21 protein-coding genes, 4 tRNA genes and 1 pseudogene are annotated in these 21052 nt (G+C 68.5%); 8 read left to right on the forward strand and 18 right to left on the reverse strand.

From position 1 onward, the window contains the following. Positions 1-107: 107 nt before the first annotated feature. Positions 108-1658 carry an HNH endonuclease signature motif containing protein gene (locus DAA40_RS08730; protein WP_158716332.1) on the forward strand — a complete coding sequence of 517 codons (1551 nt, stop codon included), beginning with the start codon at positions 108-110 and terminating at the stop codon, positions 1656-1658. A 6-nt stretch (positions 1659-1664) separates the two neighbouring features. Here the strand turns inward: DAA40_RS08730 and DAA40_RS08735 are convergent, their stop codons facing one another. Together DAA40_RS08735 and DAA40_RS08740 are read right to left on the reverse strand one after the other, a co-directional pair. Beyond that, positions 1665-3200, reverse strand: a complete 1536-nt coding sequence (locus DAA40_RS08735; RefSeq protein WP_106850079.1) for a class I adenylate-forming enzyme family protein — start codon at positions 3198-3200, stop codon at positions 1665-1667. A 26-nt stretch (positions 3201-3226) separates the two neighbouring features. Continuing rightward, entirely contained in the window at positions 3227-3874 is a 648-nt protein-coding gene (locus tag DAA40_RS08740) for a DUF2207 domain-containing protein (protein ID WP_158716333.1), read from the reverse strand. Between the two features lie 4 nt (positions 3875-3878). On the opposite strand from DAA40_RS08740, the gene DAA40_RS08745 reads away from it, so the two are divergent. Both DAA40_RS08745 and DAA40_RS08750 read left to right on the forward strand, forming a co-directional pair. Then, entirely contained in the window at positions 3879-4364 is a 486-nt protein-coding gene (locus DAA40_RS08745) for a DNA/RNA non-specific endonuclease (RefSeq protein ID WP_158716334.1), read from the forward strand. Positions 4365-4508: 144 nt separating this feature from the next. Next, positions 4509-4967, forward strand: coding sequence for a hypothetical protein (locus DAA40_RS08750; RefSeq protein WP_106849385.1), 459 nt, complete (start codon positions 4509-4511; stop codon positions 4965-4967). A gap of 78 nt (positions 4968-5045) precedes the next feature. On the opposite strand, the pseudogene DAA40_RS16990 reads toward DAA40_RS08750, so the two are convergent. The 13 genes and pseudogenes from DAA40_RS16990 to DAA40_RS08810 form a co-directional block, all read right to left on the reverse strand. Continuing rightward, a pseudogene (locus DAA40_RS16990) lies at positions 5046-5300 on the reverse strand (hypothetical protein); the annotation flags it as partial. Further along, a complete protein-coding gene (locus DAA40_RS08760) occupies positions 5270-5902 on the reverse strand; it encodes a DUF2207 domain-containing protein (RefSeq protein WP_106849386.1) in 633 nt (210 codons plus the stop codon). The pseudogene DAA40_RS16990 and the gene DAA40_RS08760, both read right to left, overlap by 31 nt. A gap of 126 nt (positions 5903-6028) precedes the next feature. Next, on the reverse strand, positions 6029-7969 hold the full coding sequence (locus tag DAA40_RS08765) for a DUF2207 domain-containing protein (protein WP_158716335.1): 1941 nt from the start codon (positions 7967-7969) through the stop codon (positions 6029-6031). A gap of 81 nt (positions 7970-8050) precedes the next feature. Next, on the reverse strand, positions 8051-8521 hold the full coding sequence (locus tag DAA40_RS08770; protein ID WP_106849388.1) for an NUDIX hydrolase: 471 nt from the start codon (positions 8519-8521) through the stop codon (positions 8051-8053). Between the two features lie 3 nt (positions 8522-8524). Continuing rightward, positions 8525-8662 carry a hypothetical protein gene (locus DAA40_RS16180; protein WP_158716336.1) on the reverse strand — a complete coding sequence of 46 codons (138 nt, stop codon included), beginning with the start codon at positions 8660-8662 and terminating at the stop codon, positions 8525-8527. A gap of 21 nt (positions 8663-8683) precedes the next feature. Further along, on the reverse strand, positions 8684-9802 hold the full coding sequence (locus DAA40_RS08775; protein WP_234356304.1) for a glycosyltransferase family 4 protein: 1119 nt from the start codon (positions 9800-9802) through the stop codon (positions 8684-8686). Next, positions 9799-10719 (reverse strand): phosphatidylinositol mannoside acyltransferase, encoded by a 921-nt coding sequence (locus tag DAA40_RS08780; protein ID WP_106849389.1) that lies wholly within the window; start codon positions 10717-10719, stop codon positions 9799-9801. The genes DAA40_RS08775 and DAA40_RS08780 overlap by 4 nt, the downstream gene beginning before the upstream one ends. Beyond that, on the reverse strand, positions 10716-11345 hold the full coding sequence (gene pgsA / locus DAA40_RS08785; RefSeq protein WP_106849390.1) for a phosphatidylinositol phosphate synthase: 630 nt from the start codon (positions 11343-11345) through the stop codon (positions 10716-10718). The genes DAA40_RS08780 and pgsA overlap by 4 nt, the downstream gene beginning before the upstream one ends. Then, entirely contained in the window at positions 11345-11884 is a 540-nt protein-coding gene (locus tag DAA40_RS08790; RefSeq protein WP_106849391.1) for an HIT domain-containing protein, read from the reverse strand. Before DAA40_RS08790 ends, pgsA begins: the two co-directional genes overlap by 1 nt. Before the next feature lie 11 nt (positions 11885-11895). After that, positions 11896-13932 carry a threonine--tRNA ligase gene (gene thrS, locus DAA40_RS08795; protein ID WP_106850082.1) on the reverse strand — a complete coding sequence of 679 codons (2037 nt, stop codon included), beginning with the start codon at positions 13930-13932 and terminating at the stop codon, positions 11896-11898. Between the two features lie 157 nt (positions 13933-14089). Continuing rightward, positions 14090-14527 (reverse strand): hotdog fold thioesterase, encoded by a 438-nt coding sequence (locus DAA40_RS08800; protein WP_106849392.1) that lies wholly within the window; start codon positions 14525-14527, stop codon positions 14090-14092. Positions 14528-14592: 65 nt separating this feature from the next. After that, positions 14593-14667 (reverse strand) — tRNA-Val (locus DAA40_RS08805). A 23-nt stretch (positions 14668-14690) separates the two neighbouring features. Next, a complete protein-coding gene (locus DAA40_RS08810) occupies positions 14691-15104 on the reverse strand; it encodes a TIGR02611 family protein (RefSeq protein ID WP_234356305.1) in 414 nt (137 codons plus the stop codon). A gap of 277 nt (positions 15105-15381) precedes the next feature. Between DAA40_RS08810 and DAA40_RS08815 the strand changes: the two genes are divergently transcribed. The 3 genes from DAA40_RS08815 to DAA40_RS08825 all read left to right on the forward strand — a co-directional run bounded on the left by DAA40_RS08815 (position 15382) and on the right by DAA40_RS08825 (position 15663). Beyond that, positions 15382-15454, forward strand: a tRNA-Gly gene (locus DAA40_RS08815). A 32-nt stretch (positions 15455-15486) separates the two neighbouring features. Continuing rightward, positions 15487-15560, forward strand: a tRNA-Cys gene (locus DAA40_RS08820). A gap of 28 nt (positions 15561-15588) precedes the next feature. Beyond that, a tRNA-Val gene (locus DAA40_RS08825) sits at positions 15589-15663 on the forward strand. Between the two features lie 64 nt (positions 15664-15727). Here the strand turns inward: DAA40_RS08825 and DAA40_RS08830 are convergent. Then, positions 15728-16351, reverse strand: a complete 624-nt coding sequence (locus DAA40_RS08830; protein ID WP_106849394.1) for a hypothetical protein — start codon at positions 16349-16351, stop codon at positions 15728-15730. A gap of 115 nt (positions 16352-16466) precedes the next feature. Then, on the reverse strand, positions 16467-17315 hold the full coding sequence (gene coaE / locus DAA40_RS08835; protein WP_106849395.1) for a dephospho-CoA kinase: 849 nt from the start codon (positions 17313-17315) through the stop codon (positions 16467-16469). Positions 17316-17459: 144 nt separating this feature from the next. Here coaE and DAA40_RS08840 point away from each other — a divergent pair, with 144 nt between their 5' ends. Further along, complete coding sequence (locus DAA40_RS08840) at positions 17460-17687, forward strand: hypothetical protein (protein ID WP_106849396.1); 228 nt, start codon at positions 17460-17462, stop codon at positions 17685-17687. 71 nt (positions 17688-17758) lie between these two features. Here the strand turns inward: DAA40_RS08840 and rpsA are convergent, their stop codons facing one another. After that, entirely contained in the window at positions 17759-19222 is a 1464-nt protein-coding gene (gene rpsA / locus DAA40_RS08845; RefSeq protein ID WP_106849397.1) for a 30S ribosomal protein S1, read from the reverse strand. 266 nt (positions 19223-19488) lie between these two features. Here rpsA and DAA40_RS08850 point away from each other — a divergent pair, with 266 nt between their 5' ends. Continuing rightward, positions 19489-21039, forward strand: a complete 1551-nt coding sequence (locus DAA40_RS08850; RefSeq protein WP_106849398.1) for an ATP-dependent DNA ligase — start codon at positions 19489-19491, stop codon at positions 21037-21039. The last annotated feature ends 13 nt before the right edge of the window (positions 21040-21052 follow it).

The following is a 21052-nucleotide window of genomic DNA, read 5'->3' on the forward strand; positions in this document are numbered from 1 at the left end:
CGACAAGAAGTCGCCGAACCGGTCGCCTGCTGTGTATAGGAAGTAACGGGCTGTGCACAACCTCGTGCCGGTCGGAAATGTCTGTAGGTGCGGGTAAATTTCCTTGTATGACAGCGATCCAGCCCGATGGCATCGGCACGAGCGGGGCGTACGACGCGACTGCTCGTCTTTGTGCCCTGGAGGCTGGAAACTCAGCGCAGCGTGAGCTTGCGCGGCTGGCTCGGCGCGTGCTCGACCTCGCTGACGAGTCCACCACGACCGACGAGGATCAGCCCGACGCCTACCGAACGGCAATCGCTGGAGTAGATGCGATCGAGTCGATCGCATCCTCTGTCGAAGCGTCGAAGTCGCGGCTCATCGCGGAGGCCTACGCGCGTTCGCATCGCGCGCTCCTCGATGGCGACACAGCGCCCGGCGAGACACTCCGCCATCTGGACGGCAAGGCCAGCACCGTTCTCTCCCGATCACAGATCACCGGCGTCGATCTCGCCGTCGTACTACGCATTTCCGCTGCTGCTGCGAAGCACCGCGTCGAGGAGTCGGTACGGCTGGTTCACGAGATGCCGCACACCCTCGACCGGCTCGATCGTGGTGAGCTCATGGGATATCTGGCCCGCCGCATCGTCGATGCCACCGCCGAGCTCGCACCGGAGCAACGCTCGCAGCTGGACGCCGAGGTCTGTGCCGCTCCGCTATGCGCCAGCGGTCGGACCGGCCCGGGCGCCACCAGGGCCACGGCGCGAGCAGTGGGCAACCGCCTTGATACGGCGCTGAAGCAGGCTGGGAAGCCGCCGGAGACGGCGCGGAAGCGGCGAGCAGGCTTTGCCGGTCGGTACGTGCGTTTCGGCAAGACGCTCGACGGCATGACCAACCTGCACGGCTCACTGCCCGCCGTCCAGGCTGCCGCGATCGACGCGCTGCTCAACGATCTGGCGGGGACGGCAACGGACGACGACCCGAGAACCCTGGAGCAGCGCCGGGCTGATTCCTTCCTCGCCTGCTTCACCGGTCCGGCGGCGCTTTCGCCCGCGGCGCAGTGCAACGCCGGCATGACGGTGGCCTCGTTCGACGAGGAGGGCGGCTTCGTCGTCGTCGACGAGCCGCAGAACGACGTCGCGCAGGACATCTGGCGCGCCATCCGGCTGCTGGGTGCGTGCCTCGACCTGACGATTCCCGACCCGGGCACGGCGAGGGTCGACGTCACGGTTCCCCTGGATGTGCTCGCCGACGCCGGCGGCGCGTCGAGTCACCAGAACCAGACGGCAGTAGTGCGCGGCGTGGGGCCGATTCCGGACGACGCTGCCCGCCGGTTGGCGCGGGATGCACAGCTGCGCCGGATCGTCATCGATCCGGTGAGCGGCCAGCCCCTGGACGTCGGTCGCCGGCAGCCGTCCGAGCGCCTCAGAGCAGCAGTCCTGGCCCGGGACGGGCACTGCCGGTTCCCGGGCTGCCAGCGAGTCGCCTCGCTCGACCTCGATCACCTCGAGCCCTACCGTGACGATGCGCCACCCGAGGGACAGACTGCTCCGCCGAACCTTCAGGTGCTGTGCCGCGAGCATCATCGTGCAAAGCACCAGCTTCCCTGGAGACCCGTCGTCGACTCAGACGGGGTCATCACCTGGCGCAACGACCTGCTCGGCATCGTCGACCGAGCGTGAGCCCGATCAGCGCAGCGGCGCGCCCCACTGCGTCTGCTTGCGCAGGCCCGGCTTGAGCACCTTGCCGCCGGGGTTGCGCGGAAGCGGCTCGCCGGCGATGTGGATGAACTGCGGGATCTTGAAGTCGGCGAGCGCACCCTCGAGCTGACGCACGATGTCCTTCGGGTCCAGCTCAGCACCCGGAGCGGGGACGACGACCGCCCCGACCTTCTCCCCCATCACCTCGTCGGGCACGGCGATTACCGCCGACTCGGCCACGCCGGGAATCGCGGCCAGCGCGTTCTCCACCTCTACGCAGTAGACGTTCTCACCGCCGCGGTTGATCATGTCCTTCGCCCGGTCCACGATCCGAACGAAGCCGTCATCATCGATCCGAGCCAGATCGCCGGTATGCAACCAATCCCCGTCGAAGGCGTCGAGAGTTGCGTCGGGCTTGTTCCAGTAACCGGTCGTGATGTTCGGTCCTCGCGCGAGCAGCTCGCCCACGCCCGACTCGTCGGGCAGGTCGATCGCCAGATCTACCACTGGCATCGCGAACCCGACGGTATCGGCGTGATCAGCCGCGAACTGGTCGGGCAGGACCGTCATCAGCGACGCGGACTCGGTCATGCCGAAGCCGTTCTTCAGCCCGGCCTGCGGGAAGGCCTCCCGCAGCTGGTGCACCAGGGCAGGGGCGATCGGGGCGCCGCCGTAACCGACCCACCGGACGCCGCTCATGTCGTACGACGAGAACTCCGGGTTCAGCATCATCAGCTTGTAGACCGCCGGAACGGTCGTCACGGCGGAGATCCGCTCGTCGACGATCGTCTGCATCAGGGTAATCACGTTCAGCTCGGGCAGGATCACGCTGGCACCGCCGACGTACATCGCCACGAGCAACTGGCTGTTGCAGCCGGTCACGTGGAACAGCGGCACCGAGATCAGCGTTCGGTAGTCCGCGCCGATCGTACGGTCGAAGCCCATGCCGCGACACATGTTCTCGGTGTTGGTCAAGAAGGCCTCGTGCGTGGTCTGCGCGCCCTTGGGACGGCCGGTCGTGCCCGAGGTGTAGAAGATCCCCGCGAGGTCCTGCAGGTCCTTGCCCTCGGCGACATACGGATCGCCGTTCGGCAGCGGCTCTCCGGCGCCGAATACGAACGAGGCTCCGCAGTCCTCGAGCACGTAGTCGATCTCCGGCTGGGCGAAGCGGGTGTTGACCGGGACGGCGACCGCGCCCGCGAGGAGGGCTCCCCAGAACGCCAGTACCCAGTCGTTGCCCGCTGGGGTGAGGATCGCGACCCGGTCTCCGTCCTGGACGCCGGCAGCGCGAAGCCCGCCAGCGACCCGTGCGGCAGCGTCCCACACCTCGCGATAGGTCATCCGGCCGCCGCCCACCTCGATGATGCACTCGGCGTCCGGTCGCTGCTCGACCTGCTCCTGGAACAGGGCGATGAGCGAGGCCGGAAGCTCGGTGTAGTGGGCAATCCCGTCGGCGTCGCGCTCGATGCCGTCGGTGCTCCAGGGTGCCTTGCCGACCGGGTGTGGGGTGATCTGCTCGCTCATCAGCATTCCTTTCGACGCGTCTGCAGTCACCTTAGCCGCACACCCGTGACAGGGTCACCAGGAACCACCACGCCTCCCGCCCCGCCGCCGGAGGATCCTCCGCCACTGAAGGCAGAGCCTCCGCTGGACCCGCTGCTCGACGAACGCGCTACGGTGCTCACCGATTGGACAGTGGACGAGAAGTTGACCAGCCAGCTGGGCGAGGCGCTTTTCCAGTCTCCGGAGTACCAGCCGGGTTGCTCGGGGATACGCCCCGCGGCGCTGAGCTCGGCACAGACTCGCGTCCAACGCTCGACGACGCCGAAGATCATCGCCCACGGCAGATACCTCGAGAAGATGTCCTGACCTTCCTCGAACTGCAGATGGTCGGCTTCCGCCGTCCTCAGGTATGTCTCGAAGCCGTCGATCTGATCGAGCACTGCCCGGCCCGTGGCGCTGCGGCCGCGCCCACGCACCCGGAGCGTGAGCACGATCATCAGCACCCCGGCCGACATCACGATCGCAGACCACACCCCCGCGGCACTGCCCTCGTGGTGCCGGTTGAAACGACTCACCGTCCCGGTGAGCACGGGGATGGCGAAGATCACCAGGAAGACTCCGAGAAGCCGGTAGATCGATCGCCACCGCGTGCTCTGCCGGCTGAACCAGTCGGCACGCTGGACCGCGCTGCGCACCTGGGTGAAGGCTGCCGACGCCCCGCTGCCCAAGGCCAAGCGCAGCCGCTCGACCGAGACCGGGCTGGCCCCGAACCAGCACTACAGCGGCGGCAAGACCGGCAAGGGAAAGCCCCGCTATGAGTACGTCACCGACGACAAGGGCCGCATTCGCGGCGCCTACGGCGACCTCAAGCTCAAGCCCGAGGGCCAGAAGCGCGGCAGCCACAACTCCAAACCAGCCGGCAAGGTCACCGGTGATGACGCTGGCCACCTGTTCGCTGACCGCTTCGACGGCGCCGGCGGGTTGGACAACATCGTCGCCCAGGCCCGTGACCTCAACCAGGGCGCCTGGAACAACATGGAGCAAAAGTGGGCCGATGCCCTGAACTCGGGCAAGAAGGTCGAGGTGTTCACCGAGGTCCACTACGGTAGTGGCAGTAGACCAACAGGCTTCACTGTCAGGTACGAAATCGACGGTGAACCGTTCAAACAAACCTTCGACCAGTAACCCGATGGGGAGCGACGCTCGCAAGCCGGCGCTGAGCTGACCCGGCGGCACGCCACCGTCAGGCACGCCACCGTCAGGTGAGCCCCGGGCTCCAGGACCCATCGGGACCACCCATCCACCAACAAGCCAACCGATGGAGGAAGCATGAGCGAGGCGTCCAACGAACAGGTGCAGCACGCATACGAGGCCTACACCAAACACACCCTGCAGGCAGCGGTCAACTACATCGAGGGTGACCCAGCGGTGGACACGATCTGGATCTACACCCTGATCAACCACGGCGCCCTGGAAACCACGGCCTTCTTCCGCTTCAACGGCACGTTCGTGGACGCCTACGACCTCGCCGAGGCCGACGCCAACCGGGACTACGACCCCCACCAACTGGTCAGCGACCTGGCCCGCGACGAACATCGCGCCCTGGGCAAGGCACTGAAACTCCTGCCGCAACCCCCCGAGCGCATCATCACCACCTACAACCCACAGTCTGGCGAAGTCAAGGGCGACTGGGACTATGAGGGCGTCATCCTTGACGAGGACGACACCCCGGGGCGGGCCCGCGACCGCTGGATCACGTCCATGGGCGGCACTCCGCTCCTCACCTAGGCTGGGTTCATGGCCCACGCCCAGATGTTCGACGAGGACGACCCCACACTGGCTCGCCTGGTGGTCGCGCAGCAGCGCGGTCTCGTGCGGACGGGTCGCCTTCGACCAGTCAACCAGGGTGAGCACCCGGTTGCCGCCATTCGACGCCCCGACCTGCAGCACTCCACGCTGCGCGAGATCGAGGATCGTGGCGGCCAGCTGGTCCGCTCCTGGACTGCCCTTGCGCAAGTAACCCGCCTCGGCGGGACTGACGCCCTTGGGCGGCGAGAATGCCACCGGGGGCGTGATCGAGCCGTCCTCTGTCACGACCTTGGGGCGGCCGCCTGCTCGCATGGCGTGTTCGAGCCCGCCGGCCCTACCCAGCAGCCGATCTGCCGCGCGCCCCCGGGGACCGTTACCGTGACGGTCACCTGATCGATCTGGGCGACCCACCTGTTGCCGGTCGTATTCCAGTACAGCTCGGTGTCGCCCTCCTGCGCGTTGAGCGCGCCCACCACGTCGTAGCTCAGCACGTAGGTCTCGGCCGGATCGACGGTCTCGGTGACCGTCCCGATACGGTACTCGGCGTACTCGGTGTGGTGGTCAGTGCTCGAGCGGTGGCTCAGCAGCACCTCGGACGATGCCCCGGTGGGGCTCGAGACCATAAAGTTCTCGATCACGTACCGGCGGTCGCGGTCCTCGTCGTACGGCGTCCTCGTCAGCAACTCGCGAATGATGCCGTGGTTCCCGCCGGCGCCGAACACGTAGTCGATCGGCTCGGTGACGTGCACCGTCCCGTCGGGATCGACGACGTACTGGAAGTCATACGCCGCGATGCGGTCCCGGCCCGTCGCGGGCGCGGACGGTCCCGCAGGCAGCGTCGAGATCGCGACGATGACCAGCAGCACCAGAGTGCCCGTGCGGGTGATACGAGGTAGTAGTACCGACCGCTGCATGGCGCTGCTCCTCACGCCCCACGGTGCTGCCGGCCGACGGCCGCCGATCCTCCGCCGTGAAGTGGTCGGTAGGAGGGCTCGTGATAAGCATCGGTTCCCGGGCCGCGTCGAACGGCGGCCGGCGAGTCACCAGGAGCCGCCGCCACCTCCGCCGCCGCCCCCGCCGGAGAAGCCGCCTCCGCCGAACCCGGACCCGCCGCCGAACCCGGAGAACCCGCTGTTGCCGCCGCTTCCGGCGCTCGGCACCGGGGTGGGAGCCGCGGACGCCGAGCCCACGTGGTTGTTGAACGACGAGATCCAGATGTACGAGTGCAGCGGGTCCCACGGCCCGTAGTACCAGTACGGCTGGGCCGGGATCCGGCCCGCGGCACTGAGCTGGGCGCAGACCTTGGTCCAGCGCTCGGTCACATCGAACACGACCGCCCAGGGCAGGTACTTGGAGAAGATGTCCTCGCCCTCCTCGAACTTCAGCTGATCAGCCTCGGCGGTACGTAGGTAGAGCTCGAAGCCCTCCACCTGGTCCATCACGGCGCGTCCGGTGGCGGTGCGTCCCTGTCCGCGGCCGGTGCGCGAGATGATCAGCAGCAGCGCTCCGGCGATGATGCCGCCGGCGCCCCAGATGCCGGCATTCGTGCTCGCACCCCCGCCGGCGTACTGCATGAACGCCCACGCGAGGAGGACTATCCCGCCGCCCAGCAGGAAGATGCCGAAGCCGCGCAGCTTGGAGCGGTTGCCGCCCAACCCGCGGCTGAACCAGTTCCGTCGCGCTATCTGCTGCGCCAGGCCCGAGCGGAGCTCGCGCGCCGGCACGTACAGCGGCGGGTTGACGCCGGGCGAGACGTCGTTGGACAGCGAGATGACGTTGCCGTCCTCGAAGACCCGGGCGAGCAGCTGTTCCTCGTGCGGATAGATGGCCTTCGAGGCATCGGCCAGCTGCAGCTTGCGGCTGTCCTCGCGCTCGTTTCCGATGACGCGGACGGCGCCGCGCTGCGCGAGATCGAGGATCGTCGCCGACAGCTGATCCGGGTCGGGCCCCGGGCGCCGCAGATAGCTCGCCTCCGCCGGGCTGACGCCTCGGGGTGGGGAGAAGGCCACTGGCGGCACGATCGAGCCGTCGTCGGCGACCGTGCGGGCGCCGGCGCCGCGGCTGCGAGACCGCGCGGCGTCCGGCACCACGCCCGGGGGCACACCAGCGAACCGTCGATCACGCGACTCCCGACGCGTGTAGAGCCCGTATCCGGCGACCGCCGCGATCGCGGCGGCACCGATGCCCATGTTGACCGGGGTGAAACCGGTCGAGTTGAGGAAGGTGGGCCGCTCGACGATGATCTTGTCGGCCTGGACCTCGTTCCGGTCGATGCCCACGTCGATGGTGACGCCCCAGTGGGAGCCGTTGGCCAGCGACGACGCGGTGAAGGTGGCCGATCCGTCGTCCGCGGTCTGCGCAGAGTCGCAGCTGGCATCGGAGCCCTGCTCCCCCATCCAGCACGCCACCTGCGTGGCGCCGCCGGGCACCTCGACGCTGATCGTCACCTGGTCGATCTGGGCGTCCCAGTTGTTGCCGGTCGCATTCCAGTACAGCTCGGTGTCGGCGTCCTCCTGGGCATTGAGCGCGCCCTTGATCTCGTAGCTCAGCACGTAGGTCTCCGCGGGGCCGACGGTCTGGTTCGCCGATCCGATCTGGTACGAGTCGTAGACCGTCCGCCGGTCGAAGCTGGTCTTCTGGTTGACCGAGTACGACGTCGGCGCGCCCGTGGGGCTGGAGATCTCCATATTCGAGATCTCGTAGATCCGGTCCTCGTCCTCGTTGTACTCCACCCGCACCAGCAGGTCCCGGAAGATGCCGTGCCGCCCGTAGCCGGCAAAGGAGTAGTCGATGGTCTCGGTGACGTGCACGGTCCCGTCCGGATCGACGACGTACTGGATGTCGTACGACGTGATCCGGTCACCGTACTCGGCGTTGGCCGGCACTCGGCCGAAGATCGTCAGGCAGGCGAGCACCATCAGCGCGATGAGCATGATGCGCGAGCCGCGGCGTACGCCGGGAGCAGCAAGGATCTGCGGCACTGGGCCAGCCCTCCGTCCGTGGTGATGAGTCGAGGTCATCGTACGTCGGTGGTATCCGGCGGCACCGGCTGCTGCGGTCGATCAGTAGCCGGCGGCCCCGGGCTCGTCATCGATGTCGAAGTAGCACGGGAGGGGGATGCTGCGCCCGAGCCCGAGCATCCGCGGCACCCGCTGGGAGCGCAGCGCGGCGGACGCGCGCACCGCATCGTTGTAGAAGGTGCGCGCCACCCGCACCCTGGTGCAGGCCTCCGCCAGCGCGTCGTTGATTATCGGGAGCCGCGCGATCAGCGCCGACACGGCGTTCTCGGCGGCGGCCCGCTGGTCACGGTCGGCATCCAGTGCGCGGTGGATGATCTCACCGCCCACAGGCCGGTGCGTGGGGTACTCGTCGAGCGCATCACGCAACGACGCGGCCCGGCGCAGCAGTGCGGCGTCCAGGCTCTGCCACGCCGCCTCACAGCGGGCACCCAGCCGGTCGATGCGACCGGCGGTCCAGGTCACCCACACCGCGAGCGCGGCGAGCACGAGGACGCCGACGATCAACCAGACCACAGCTCACGAGGTTACTGGGCCGATCCCCTTCAGATAGCGGACGGCGTCCGCCTCGTCGATGATCTCCGCGTACTTCATCTGCAGGTCGTGCAGCGCCGCGTCATGGGCCGGGCGGTCTCGGTCGCCGACCCCCTCCCGCACGATCGAGGAGTCCTTCCGGTCCTAGCGGCCGACGACGGTGCGGTAGACCGCGAGCACCTTACGGGCCACGACCGACCAGTCGTACTGCTTCACCACCTCGGCGGCCGCAGCCCGCCGCGCCTCGGTCGCGGCGGTGTCGGTCAGGGTGGCGATCAGGCCGGAGGCCAGCGCGTCGCTGTCCCCGACCGCGGTCAGCATGCCCGCCCGCCCGTCGTCGAGCACCCGCCGGAAGGCGTCGATGTCGCTGGCGATGACCGGAGCGCCGGCCGCCATCGCCTCGGCGAGGATGATCCCGAACGACTCCCCGCCCGTGTTGGGTGCACAGTAGGCATCCAGTGAGCGCAGGAAGCGGGCCTTGTCGCCCTCCGACAACGGGCCGAGGACGTCGACGCTGTCGGCCAGCTCGACCGGCAGCTCGGCGACGAGCTGAGCCTCGTCGCCGCGGCCGGCGATGGCCAGCCGGACGCCGGGGAGCTCCCGGACCACTCGCACCATGGCCGGCAGCAACACCTGCAGGCCCTTCCGAGGCTCGTCGAACCGGCCGAGGAAGCCGATCGTCGGGCGGCCGTCGCACAACGCCGGGATCGGCTCGGCGGTGGCGAACGGCTCGACGAACACGCCGTTGGGGATCAGCACGGCATCGCCGCCCAGATGCTCGACCTGCAGTCTGCGCGCCAGCTCGCTGACCGCTATCCGACCGGAGATGCGCTCGAGGAAGGGCTGCAGCGGCGCCTGCAGGGCCGCGAGGGTGCGCGACCGCTCGGTCGCCGCGTGTACGGTCGCGACGATCGGGCAGCTGGCCATCATGCAGGCGATCAGCGAGAGGCTCAGGGTCTGCGGCTCGTGCACATGGATCACGTCGAACTCGCCGCGGGTGAGCCAGCTGCGCGCGCGGGCGCCCGAGACGACCCCGAACTGGATGCGCGCCACCGATCCGTTGTAACGGATCGGCACGGCGCGGCCCGCGTCGACGACGTAGTCGGGCAGGTCCTCTGATCGCTGCACCGGCGTGAGCACGCTGACGTGGTGCCCCTGTGCGAGCAGCGTCTCGGCGAGGTCGCGGATGTGGAACTGCACGCCGCCGGGGACATCCCAGGAGTACGGCGAGACCATGCCGATGCGCAACGGCCGCTCGTTCACACGTCCGGCCAGATCTTCTGCAGCATGTGCCAGTCCTGCGGGTTGCGCCGGATCAGGTCCGTGTAGATCTCAGCGAGCTGGCCGATGCCCGACATCACCCGCTCACGCAGCCGGCCCTCGGAGGGCATGACGATCTCGGGGTAGTACACAGTCCGCCAGCCCTCGGCAGTGAATCCCAGCTCGAGCGGGATCAGCGCCGCGCCGGTCTGCAGCGCTAGCAGCGCCGGGCCCGACGGCATCGTCGTCCGACGTCCGCAGAGCTCGGCGCTCACCCCGTTGCCCTGCAGGTCGCGATCGCCCAGCAGCGTGATGCTCTCCCCCGCGTTCAGCACCCGCTTCAGGACCGCGACCGACGGCTCGGCGCCCCCGGTAAGTGGTACGACGTCCATCCCGAGAGACTCCCGGTAGGCCTTGAAGCGCTCGAACAGCGACTCAGGGCGCAGCCGCTCGGCCACGGTCGTCATCGGCAGACCACGGGCCTTGCAGTACACGACCGCCGCGGCGTCCCAGTTGCCCGAATGGGTCAACGCGATCACCACGCCCCGGCCCTGCGCCAACGGGGCCTCGACGTTCTCCCAACCGGTAGTTTCGGTACGGCGGTCGACCTCAGCCGGGTCCATGGTCGGCAGCTGGAAGGCCTCACGCCAGTAGCGCGTATAGGAGGCCACGGCCCGGCGCAGCAACGCGTCGAGCTCGGCCTCGGTCGGGTGCGGTCCGATCACCTGGCGGAGGTTGGCGCGTAGCTGCGCGAACCCGCCGGGCTTGCGGACGACGGCCGCGGCGGCGAGGTCGAAGGCTCCGGCGGCGACGGGTCGCGGCAGCCGCGGGACGACTGCCCAGCCGGCGGCGAACCCGCGGTCCAGCAGTCGCTCGCGCCGACCGACGGCGCGAGCATCTGCGTCCGCACGGCCGCTCATGCCGGCCGCTTCTCGGCCAGCTCGGCCGACGACTGCAGATAGACCGTGCGCATCCGCTGCCACACCGTGTACGCCGAGATCGCCGTCAGCAGCCAGAGCGCGGCGTCCAGCACGTACGGGACGCCGACGCCCTGCAGGCCGAGCCCGACCAGCGCGATGATCAACCGTTCTGCCCGCTCGGCTATGCCGACATTGCAGCTCAGGCCCACGCCCTCGGCACGCGCCTTCACGTACGACGTGACCTGCCCGAGTACCAGGCATAGCAGTGCTGCCGTGAGCAGCCACGCATCGTCCTTCTGCATGCCGTACCAGTACGCGATCGAGGCGAAGATCGCCGCGTCCGACAGCCGGTCGCCGGTGGCATCGAGGACGGCGCCGAACTTGGACACCTTGCCGGTCGCGCGGGCCATCGCGCCGTCCAGCAGATCGAGGAACACGAAGAAGGTGATGACCAGGCATCCCGCGAACAGGTGCCCGCGGCCCACGAGCAGGAAGGCAGCCAGGATCGTCCCGAGCGTGCCGACGATCGTGACGGTGTTCGGATGCACCCCGACCTTGCTGAGCGCCTCGCCGATGGGTTTGAAGACGCGGCCGAAGAAGTCCCGCGCCGGGGAGTCGTTGAGCATTACGAGCCAGGATACGGCTCTGCGGACCAGGCCTCGGCCAGCAGGGCGCGCGTGTCCGACAGCAGCTGCGGCAGCACGCGGGTGCCGGCGATGACGGGCATGAAGTTGGTGTCGCCGCCCCAGCGGGGAATAACGTGCTGGTGCAGGTGCGCGGCGATGCCGGCGCCCCCGACCGCGCCCTGGTTCATGCCCAGGTTGAAGCCCTGCGGCGCGGACACCATTCGGATCACCCGCATCGCCTTCTGGGTGAACGCGCCGTACTCGGCGACCTCGTCCGCATCGATGTCGGTGTAGTCGGGCACGTGCCGGTAGGGGACGACGAGCAGATGCCCGGCGTTGTACGGATAAAGGTTCAGCACGGCGTACACGAGCTCACCCCGAGCGACGATCAGGCCGTCCTCGTCGCTCATCCTCGGGATGGAGCAGAACGGGCATCCCTCGAGGTCCTCGGGATCGGATGGTTTGTTTTCGCCCTTGATGTAGGCCATCCGGTACGGCGTCCAGAGCCGGTCGAAGCCGTCCTTGCGGGGGTCGTCCATCACTGCCTCGGCTATCGGCTACGGCCGGTCGGGAACTCGGACTCGCCGGACGGCGGATCGTTGCGCCGCGAGCGTACCCAGCTCACGATCTCATCGATCGCCTGCTCGACCGGTACGCCATTGCGCTGGCTGCCGTCGCGGAAGCGGAACGAGACGGCGCCTGCCTCGACGTCCTTGCCGCCGGCGAGCAGCATGAATGGCACCTTCTGCAGGGTGTGGGTCCGGACCTTCTTCTGCATGCGGTCGTCGGAGTGGTCGGCCTCGGCGCGGATCCCCTGCGCCCGTAGCCGGTCGACGACGTCCTGCACGTAGTCGCCCTGCTCGGCGGAGATCGGGATGCCGACGACCTGGACCGGTGCCAGCCACGCGGGGAAGGCGCCGGCGTAGTGCTCGACAAGCACTCCCATGAATCGTTCGATCGAGCCGAACTTCGCGGCGTGGATCATCACCGGGCGCTGACGAGAACCGTCCGGCGCCTGGTACTCCAGCTCGAAGCGCTCGGGCTGGTTGAAGTCGTACTGGATCGTCGACATCTGCCACGAGCGGCCGATCGCGTCACGGGCCTGCACGGAGATCTTCGGGCCGTAGTACGCCGCGCCGCCCGGGTCGGGGACGAGCTCGAGACCGGAGGCGATGGCGACGTCCTCCAGAACCTTCGTCGCCTCGGCCCACTGCTGGCCCGAGCCGATGAACTTGGTCGAGTCGTCGTCGCGGGTGGACAGCTCCAGGAAGAAGTCGTCCATGCCGAAGTCGCGCAGCAGCCCGAGGATGAACTCCAGCAGGTTCTTGATCTCCTCCGCGGCCTGTTCGGGCATGACGTACGAGTGCGAGTCGTCCTGGGCGAACCCGCGCACGCGGGTCAAGCCGTGGACGACGCCGGACTTCTCGTAGCGGTAGACGTGCCCGAACTCGAACAACCGCATCGGCAGCTCGCGGTAGGAGCGACCACGGGAGCGGTAGATCAGGTTGTGCATCGGACAGTTCATCGCCTTGAGGCGGTATTCCTGGCCGGGCTTGGTGACCTCGCCGTCCGCGTCGGTCTCCTCGTCGACCACGAGCGGCGGGAACATCGTGTCGGCGTAGTAGGGCAGGTGGCCGGAGGTGTGAAACAGCCCGTCCTTGGAGATGTGTGGGGTGCCGACGTACTCGAAGCCCTCCTCGATGTGGCGGGCACGGACGTAGTCCTCCATCTCGCGCTTGATGACGCCGCCCTTGGGGTGGAACACCGGCAGGCCGGAGCCGAGCTCGTCGGGGAATGAGTACAGGTCGAGCTCGACGCCGAGGCGGCGGTGATCGCGCCGCTCGGCCTCCTCGAGACGGTGCAGGTAGGCATCGAGCGCCTCCTCGGTCTCCCAGGCGGTGCCGTAGATGCGTTGCAGCTGCGGGTTGCCCTCTTTCCCGCGCCAGTACGCCGCAGCCGACCGCATGATCTTGTATGCGTTCAGGTAGCGGGTGCTGGGCACGTGCGGGCCGCGGCACAGGTCGCCCCAGACGCAGTCCCCGCCGCGCATCGCGACGTTGTCGTAGATCGTGAGCTCGCCGGAGGAGTCGACCTCCATGACCTCGCTGTCGGCGGATGTCCCGGTGCCCTTGTCGGTGATCAGCTCGACCTTGAACGGCTCGTTCGCCAGCTCAGCACGCGCCTGCTCGAGCGAGTCGTACCGGCGGCGGACGAACCGCTGGCCGGACTTGATGATCTTCTTCATCTGCTTCTCGATTGCCTGCAGGTCCTCCGGGGTGAAGGGCTCGTCGACCTGGAAGTCGTAGTAGAAGCCATCGGTGATCGGCGGGCCGATGCCGAGCCTGGCCTCGGGGTTGATGGCCTGCACGGCCTGGGCCAGGATGTGCGCGGTCGAGTGGCGGATGACGCTGCGGCCGTCGTCGGTGTCGGCCAGCACGACCTCGACCTCGGTGTCCTGCTCGGGAACCCAGGCGAGGTCGCGCAGCGCGTCACCGTCACGGACGACGATCGCGGCCTTGGCGCCCTTCTGCTCGAAGCCCTCGTCGTTGACGACGGTCTGCGCCGAGGTGCCCGCGGGGACCGTCACGCGTGGTGCAGGCTGGGACGAGGCGTTGACCGATGACACGAGTGCGGCTCCGTTGGATAAAAGTAGCGGGGAATGGACCGCTGCTCATCGTACGGCCACCCAGCGCCGGCCCTCGGGCAACGTCACGATCCGCCCCCATGCTGAGCGCTCCGAATCCTCATGAGCCCCGCTCGCTTCGCTGTGCGACCTGCACGACCCGGCCGGTGAAGATGGCGACGAGCTCGCCGGTGTCGGCGACCGTCACCGGGATGTCGTAGATGCCGTTGCGTCCGCTCCTGCCATAGCGCATCCGCTCGGTTGCGGTGGCCCGCAGCCGCTGGCCGAGCTGCGCCGGGGTGACGTACTGAATGTCTGCGTGGGCAGCGACGTTCAGCGCGCCCACCGAGTTCGACGCATACGACAAGGCGATGTCGGCCAGGGTGAACAGCACGCCGCCGTGACAGGTGCCGTGCCCGTTGCACATGTGCTCGGCGACGGTGAGCTCGACGGTCGCCGCACCGGTCCGGATGCTCACCGGCTGCACGGTCAGCCACTCGGCGGCGCGGTCTGCGGCCACCATGTCGGCGATGTGCTGGTTGGGGAAGTCGATCGGCATGCACCGATTCTGCCGGGCCGAGTCACAAACGAGAAGAACCCGGCCGAGGCCGGGTTCTCTCTTGCTGGTGGGCGATACTGGGTTCGAACCAGTGACCCCTTCGGTGTGAACGAAGTGCGCTACCGCTGCGCCAATCGCCCAGGTGCGAACAAGGACGATACCACTAGCGCCACAGCGGAACCCAGTCGGGGACCCACCCCGGCACGCCGGTGATCCTCAGCGCGAGCACGACGACGCCGTACACGAACAGCGCAGTCGCCAGGCCGATTAGCAGCCGGATCCAGATCGGCTGGGAGTTGACCCAGCGGGTCCACGACAGCACGTGCCGCTTGGTGAAGTGCAGCAGTCGCTCGGCCCAGGCGAACTCCGTGGCGAGGATCGCCAGGCCGGCGATCACCACCAGCCAGCCCGGCCCCGGAAACGGAATCATGACGATGCCCGCGAGGAGCACGACGGTGCCCACCATCCCGACCCCGATGCGGTAGGCAGTCTTCAGCGCGGGCTTGCGCTCGAGCCGGTGGCGGAACCCGAGCCGGTCGGCGACGTCGTCGAGTAGCCCCGGCTCGTTCGGGTACACCGGCGACGCGCCCCGGACGTCAGCAGCGTCCTCACGGCGGACTTCCTCATGGCCAGGGGAGTCTGAGAGCGTGCTGATGGCAGGTCTCCTCGATCCGGGATTGGGCATGGTCATTGTGCCAAAGACCCGCTGGCGCCTCGAACGGATCCGTCGTGAACGAAGAAACTCTGCATTCGCCTTGACCGGCGTGATCTGCACCCAAAAGCGCGACCCCCGCGTGCGGGCCTGCACGGAGTCGTGTAATGTTCTTTCTCGCTGCTTCGCACGATGCAGCGATGCGGACGTGGCTCAGTTGGTAGAGCATCACCTTGCCAAGGTGAGGGTCGCGGGTTCGAATCCCGTCGTCCGCTCGCAAGACGCCGACGAGCGCGGTGTCGCACGCGGTGGCGTGGCCGAGAGGCGAGGCAACGGCCTGCAAAGCCGTGTACACGGGTTCAAATCCCGTCGCCACCTCCAAGGCAGCACTGACAACTACACAAGACCCGGGCGATTGGCGCAGCGGTAGCGCACTTCGTTGACATCGAAGGGGTCACTGGTTCGAACCCAGTATCGCCCACCAGAACGCGACGAGGGGCTGACCATCATGGTCAGCCCCTCGTCGCGTTCTTGGGATGCCGCAGCGGCTAGTTGAGCGTCATCGAGAAGGTCGCGGTGTCGACCTCCACCGACGGCTGGGTCTCGAACGGGAAGGTGATGATGCAGGTCTTGCCCTGGTCTGTCTTCTTCAGGCCGATCGACATCGCGTAGTCGGCGGATTGACCGGCCGGCAGCTGCTCCGGCCCGCCCATCTCGATGCTGGGGAACACCCACGCGCTGCTTCCCTCGCAGTCGACTTCCGCGTACAGCTGGGTGCCGCTGAAGTCCAGCGTGTAGGTGGACTTGTTCTCGACGTGGAAGGGCAGCACCCGGCCGACCTCGTAGCTCAGCAGGCCCGGGATGTCGTTCTTCTCCTGTGCGGGGCCCAGCGTGACCGACGTGCCGTCGGTGTAGGAGTACGGCTGGTCAGGAGCGGCCGCTGTGCCACCGTCTCCACCCTCGGACGACGAGGCGGACGTCGACTTCCCCGAGGTCTTAGAAGTCTCAGACGGCTTCGAGGTCTCCGATGTCTCTGAAGGCTCCGTGGACTCGACCGGTGCGGCGGTCGCGGTCCCCTCGACCTCCTTGGTGCACGCCGCGCCCGCGAAGAGCACTGCGCACGCGCCGCCGACACTCACGATCTTCTTGGCCGTGCTGATCTTTCCTGCCACGAGAACTACCCTTCGACGTCGTTGCCCGGTCCCCCGCTGGCACGTGGGCGCTAAGCCTGTGTGACGCAAGAGTACCCGCCGCGGATTCAGTCACGTGGACGGCACCGCAGGAGGGTCAGCCGCCGAATGTCAGATCGAGAACCGCGCCGGGGTCGGCCGAGCGCAGGGGGCCCGCGCCGAACCACCCGGCACGCTCCACAGCGGGACGCGCGGAGTCGTCTACCGGCGTGACCACCGCGGTGCGGTCGGCCACCGCCACGCCGTGGCCGAGCGGCTCCAGGTGCCAGCGCAGCCGCGCCAGCTCCCGCTCGGGCGCGCCCGCACGCGCCGCGATCCGCTCGGTGGCGCCGATTCGTTCGGCCAGCGCCGCGGCGTACGGCACGAGACGCTGCTCCCAGAGCTGCTGCACCTGCTCCTGCAGGTCCGCCACCGTGCCACTGTTGTCGAGGACGACATCAGCGATCGCCAGCCGCTGCTCGTCGCTGGCCTGCGCTCGGATCCGGGCCTCCGCGTCGTCGCGGTCCATGCCGCGGGACTCGGTGAGCCGCTCCAGCCGGATCCGGTCGGGCGTCATGACGACGACCACGAGGTGGAACGACGGCGCCATGCTGCCCTCGGCGAGCAGCGGAATGTCGTTGACGATCACGGCGTCCGGCCCGGCCTGTTCGATGAGCTCGACGCTGCGCGCGCGCACCAGCGGGTGCACGATCTGGTTGAGCTGCTGGCGTGCCGTCTCGTCGGCGAACACCACCTGGGCCAGCGCCGGGCGGTCCAGTGCGCCGTCCTCGGCGAGGACGCCCTCACCGAAGGTCTCGACGATCCGGCGCAGCCCGTCGGTGCCCGGCTCGACCACCTCGCGAGAGATCTTGTCCGCATCGACCACGGTGGCGCCGAGCGCCGACAGCGCACTGCTCGCCGCGCTCTTGCCCGAGCCGATCCCACCCGTCAGTCCGAGGTTCAGCACGCTGAACTCCTGTCAGATTTGTCACGCGATAACAGTTCAGGAACGGCCGGCCGCGGTCGCGTGTTGCGCGCGTCCCCGGCACGGCCACGACCTACTCTAGGTGTCGATACTCGGATCTTTGCCAGCACATCGCGGAGGAATGTCATGTCGCGTCACGCCCTGCCCGCCCGGCGCGGTCGACACCGCTACGGACGCGCGGACCGGATCTACTGCCGCGAGCTTCCGGCCGCCCGGGAGTTCTATGCGATGTACGCCCGGCCGCGCCGATGGTGGCACATGTTCACCATGAGCCGGTCGCGACACTCGCTGGAGTGGATGCGCCAGACCGGGCAGCAGGCACGACCGGTGCTCGCGATCATCATGTCGCTCTAGCGCGTAGCGGACGAACGAGAAGACCCCCACCCGGGCCCGGGTGGGGGTCTTCTGGTCAATCACGGTGCGAACTACTCGCTTCCGCCGCCGGCGAGCTTCTCGCGCAGTGCGGCCAGCGCCTCGTCCGAGGCCAGCGTTCCCGACGAATCGCTGGTCGAGGAGAACGATCCACCGGTGCCCTGCTCGATCGCGGCCTCGGCGTCGGCCGCCTTGGCCTCCTCGATCTGCTTGATGTGCGCCTCGTAGCGGGCCTGGGCGGCGGCGTACTCGCGCTCCCAGTCCTCACGCTGCTTCTCGTAGCCGGGCAGCCACTCCTGGGTCTCGGCGTCGAAGCCCTCGGGGTAGATGTAGTTGCCCTGCTCGTCGTACTGGGCCTCCATGCCGTAGGCCTCGGGGTGGAACTCCGGCTTCTCGCCACCCTCGCCCTCGTTGGCCTGCTTCAGCGAGAGGCTGATCCGGCGCCGCTCCAGGTCGATGTCGATGACCTTGACCATGATCTCGTCGCCGACCTGGGCGATCTGCTCCGGGATCTCGACGTGGCGCTCGGCCAGCTCGGAGATGTGCACCAGGCCCTCGATGCCGTCCTCCACGCGCACGAACGCGCCGAAGGGGACCAGCTTGGTGACCTTGCCGGGTACGACGTGCCCGATCTGGTGGGTGCGGGCGAACTGGCGCCACGGGTCTTCCTGAGTCGCCTTCAGCGACAGCGAGACGCGCTCGCGGTCCAGGTCGACCTCCAGCACCTCGACGGTGACCTCGTTGCCGACCTCGACGACCTCGCTCGGGTGGTCGATGTGCTTCCACGACAGCTCGGAGACGTGCACCAGGCCATCGACCCCACCGAGATCGACGAAGGCGCCGAAGTTGACGATCGAGGAGACGACGCCCTTGCGGACCTGGCCCTTCTGCAGCTGGTGCAGGAACTCGCTGCGGACCTCCGACTGGGTCTGCTCGAGGAAGGCGCGACGCGACAGGACCACGTTGTTGCGGTTCTTGTCGAGCTCGATGATCTTTGCCTCGATCTCCTTGCCGACGTACGGCTGCAGGTCGCGCACGCGGCGCATCTCCACCAGCGACGCCGGGAGGAAGCCACGCAGGCCGATATCGAGGATGAGGCCGCCCTTGACGACCTCGATGACCGTTCCGGTGACCGGCTCATCGGCCTCCTTGAGCTCCTCGATCTTGCCCCACGCACGCTCGTACTGCGCGCGCTTCTTCGACAGGATCAGGCGGCCTTCCTTGTCCTCCTTCTGAAGGACCAGCGCCTCGACCTCGTCACCGACGTCGACGACCTCGTTGGGATCGACATCGTGCTTGATGGACAGCTCGCGTGAGGGGATGACGCCCTCGGTCTTGTAGCCGATGTCGAGCAGCACCTCGTCACGGTCGACCTTGACGATCGTGCCGGAGACGATGTCCCCGTCGTTGAAGTACTTGATGGTGGCATCGACGGCGGCGAGGACGTCCTCGGCCGATCCGATGTCGTTGATGGCGACCTGGGGGGTCGTGGTGGCGCTCTCGGTGGTAGCGGTCATGTAGCAGGTTGCTCCGGACAGGAATGTGGTTGCGGGTCGCGTCATAGGTCCGATGACGAACGGCGCTGTCATGAACACGAACCAACACCAACGACTGGAGGAGACTCGCGCGCCGCAACGACGTCCGACGGGCACGGCCTGCTCCATACCGAGGCAGCGCAGACCTATAGCGCACGACCCATCCTACGCACCTTGTCCATCCAAGGCCAGACGAGCCTGTTCGGCCACCCGGTGCCCTGGGTCACAGAAGTGGGCAGGATGGTGCCATGAGCACCGACTCCCCCGCGTCGCTTCGCCTCTCGCGCCTGGCGGCCGCGCTCGACGACGTCGCCGCCACCCGCGCCCGGTCGGCGAAGACCGCGAGCCTCGCCGCACTGCTGGCGGAGTGTCCTCCGGCCGATCTACCCGCGCTGATCGGGCTGCTGGTGGGCAGACCGCGCCAGGGCCGGATCGGGATCGGCTTTCGTGGGCTGCTGGCCGCTCGGGAGTCGGCGAGCGCGCAGGCGGAGTCCGCGTTGACCGTGGCGGACGTCGATGCGGCGCTGCAGCGCTACGCGGGGCTGTCCGGCCCGGGATCGGCCGGTGCCCGGCGGGTCGTGCTGAGCGAGCTGTTCTCGCGGGCGGACGCCGCCGAACAGGATCTGCTGGTGCGCAGCCTGGGCGGCGAGGTGCGCACCGGCGCGCTGGAGGGGGTCCTCACCGATGCTGCCGCTGCCGCCGCCGGCCTGCCCGCGGCAGCGGTGCGCCGCGCGGTGATGCTGAGCGGGTCGCTGGCCGGCACCGTCGTCCTGGCCATGCAGGACCCGGAGGCGATAGCCGCGGTCGGCCTACAGGTCGGCACCGCGATCCAGCCGATGCTCGCCTCACCCGGCGCGAGCGTGGACGACGCCGTGCACGCCTTGGGGCTGGCCTCCGTGGAGCACAAGCTGGACGGCGCCCGCATCCAGGTGCACCGCGACGGCGACCGCGTCTCGGTGTACACCCGGTCGCTGGCCGACGTGACCGCGCGAGTGCCGGAGATCGTCGATATCGCCCTGGGCCTGGACTGCCGCCAGGCCGTGCTGGACGGCGAGACCCTGATGCTGGACGAGGACGGCGCGCCGCGGCCGTTCCAGGAGACCATGAGCCGGTTCGGCGCCGACGCCGCCCGCGAGCAGGTGCTCGCCCCGCGGTTCTTCGACCTGCTGCACCTCGACGGGCGGGACCTGCTCGACGAGCCGCTGCGGGTGCGCCGCGAGCTGCTGCTGCGGCTGGCGTCCGACCACGTGATCGAGGGGACCGTCACCGACGACCCCGAGATCGCGCGCACCGTACTCGAGCAGGCCCTGGCGCTCGGGCACGAGGGGGTGCTGCTCAAGGCCATCGACAGCCCTTACGCAGCAGGGCGTCGCGGAAGATCGTGGCTGAAGGTCAAGCCCGTGCACACCTACGACCTCGTCGTCCTCGCCGCCGAGTGGGGCTCGGGCAGGCGGTCGGGGTGGCTGTCGAACCTGCACCTCGGAGCCCGCGACCCACGCGGTCAGTACGGTGAGCCCGGCGGGTTCGTGATGGTCGGCAAGACCTTCAAGGGGCTCACGGACGAGCTGCTGCGGTGGCAGACCGAGACCTTCCCGAAGTACGAGCAGCGCCGTACCCGCGGCGCTGTCTTCCTGCGCCCCGAGATCGTGGTCGAGATCGCGATCGACGGCGTGCAGGCATCGCCGCGCTATCCCGGCGGCGTCGCGCTGCGCTTCGCCCGCGTCAAGCGCTACCGGCCGGACAAGACGGCTGAGCAGGCCGACACGATCGATGCGCTGCAGCGCCTGCTGCGCGGTTGAGCTGTGACGCGCC

This window comes from Blastococcus sp. Marseille-P5729 (assembly GCF_900292035.1).
Taxonomy (GTDB): Bacteria; Actinomycetota; Actinomycetes; order Mycobacteriales; family Antricoccaceae; genus Cumulibacter.

Coding starts and splice junctions, on each gene's coding strand:
- DAA40_RS08730 (WP_158716332.1), top strand. CDS start 108: ATGACAGCGATCCAGCCCGATGGCATCGGCACGAGCGGGGCGTACGAC.
- DAA40_RS08735 (WP_106850079.1), bottom strand. CDS start 3,200: ATGAGCGAGCAGATCACCCCACACCCGGTCGGCAAGGCACCCTGGAGC.
- DAA40_RS08750 (WP_106849385.1), top strand. CDS start 4,509: ATGAGCGAGGCGTCCAACGAACAGGTGCAGCACGCATACGAGGCCTAC.
- DAA40_RS08760 (WP_106849386.1), bottom strand. CDS start 5,902: ATGCAGCGGTCGGTACTACTACCTCGTATCACCCGCACGGGCACTCTG.
- DAA40_RS08780 (WP_106849389.1), bottom strand. CDS start 10,719: ATGAGCGGCCGTGCGGACGCAGATGCTCGCGCCGTCGGTCGGCGCGAG.
- pgsA (WP_106849390.1), bottom strand. CDS start 11,345: ATGCTCAACGACTCCCCGGCGCGGGACTTCTTCGGCCGCGTCTTCAAA.
- DAA40_RS08790 (WP_106849391.1), bottom strand. CDS start 11,884: ATGGACGACCCCCGCAAGGACGGCTTCGACCGGCTCTGGACGCCGTAC.
- DAA40_RS08800 (WP_106849392.1), bottom strand. CDS start 14,527: ATGCCGATCGACTTCCCCAACCAGCACATCGCCGACATGGTGGCCGCA.
- DAA40_RS08840 (WP_106849396.1), top strand. CDS start 17,460: ATGTCGCGTCACGCCCTGCCCGCCCGGCGCGGTCGACACCGCTACGGA.
- rpsA (WP_106849397.1), bottom strand. CDS start 19,222: ATGACCGCTACCACCGAGAGCGCCACCACGACCCCCCAGGTCGCCATC.
- DAA40_RS08850 (WP_106849398.1), top strand. CDS start 19,489: ATGAGCACCGACTCCCCCGCGTCGCTTCGCCTCTCGCGCCTGGCGGCC.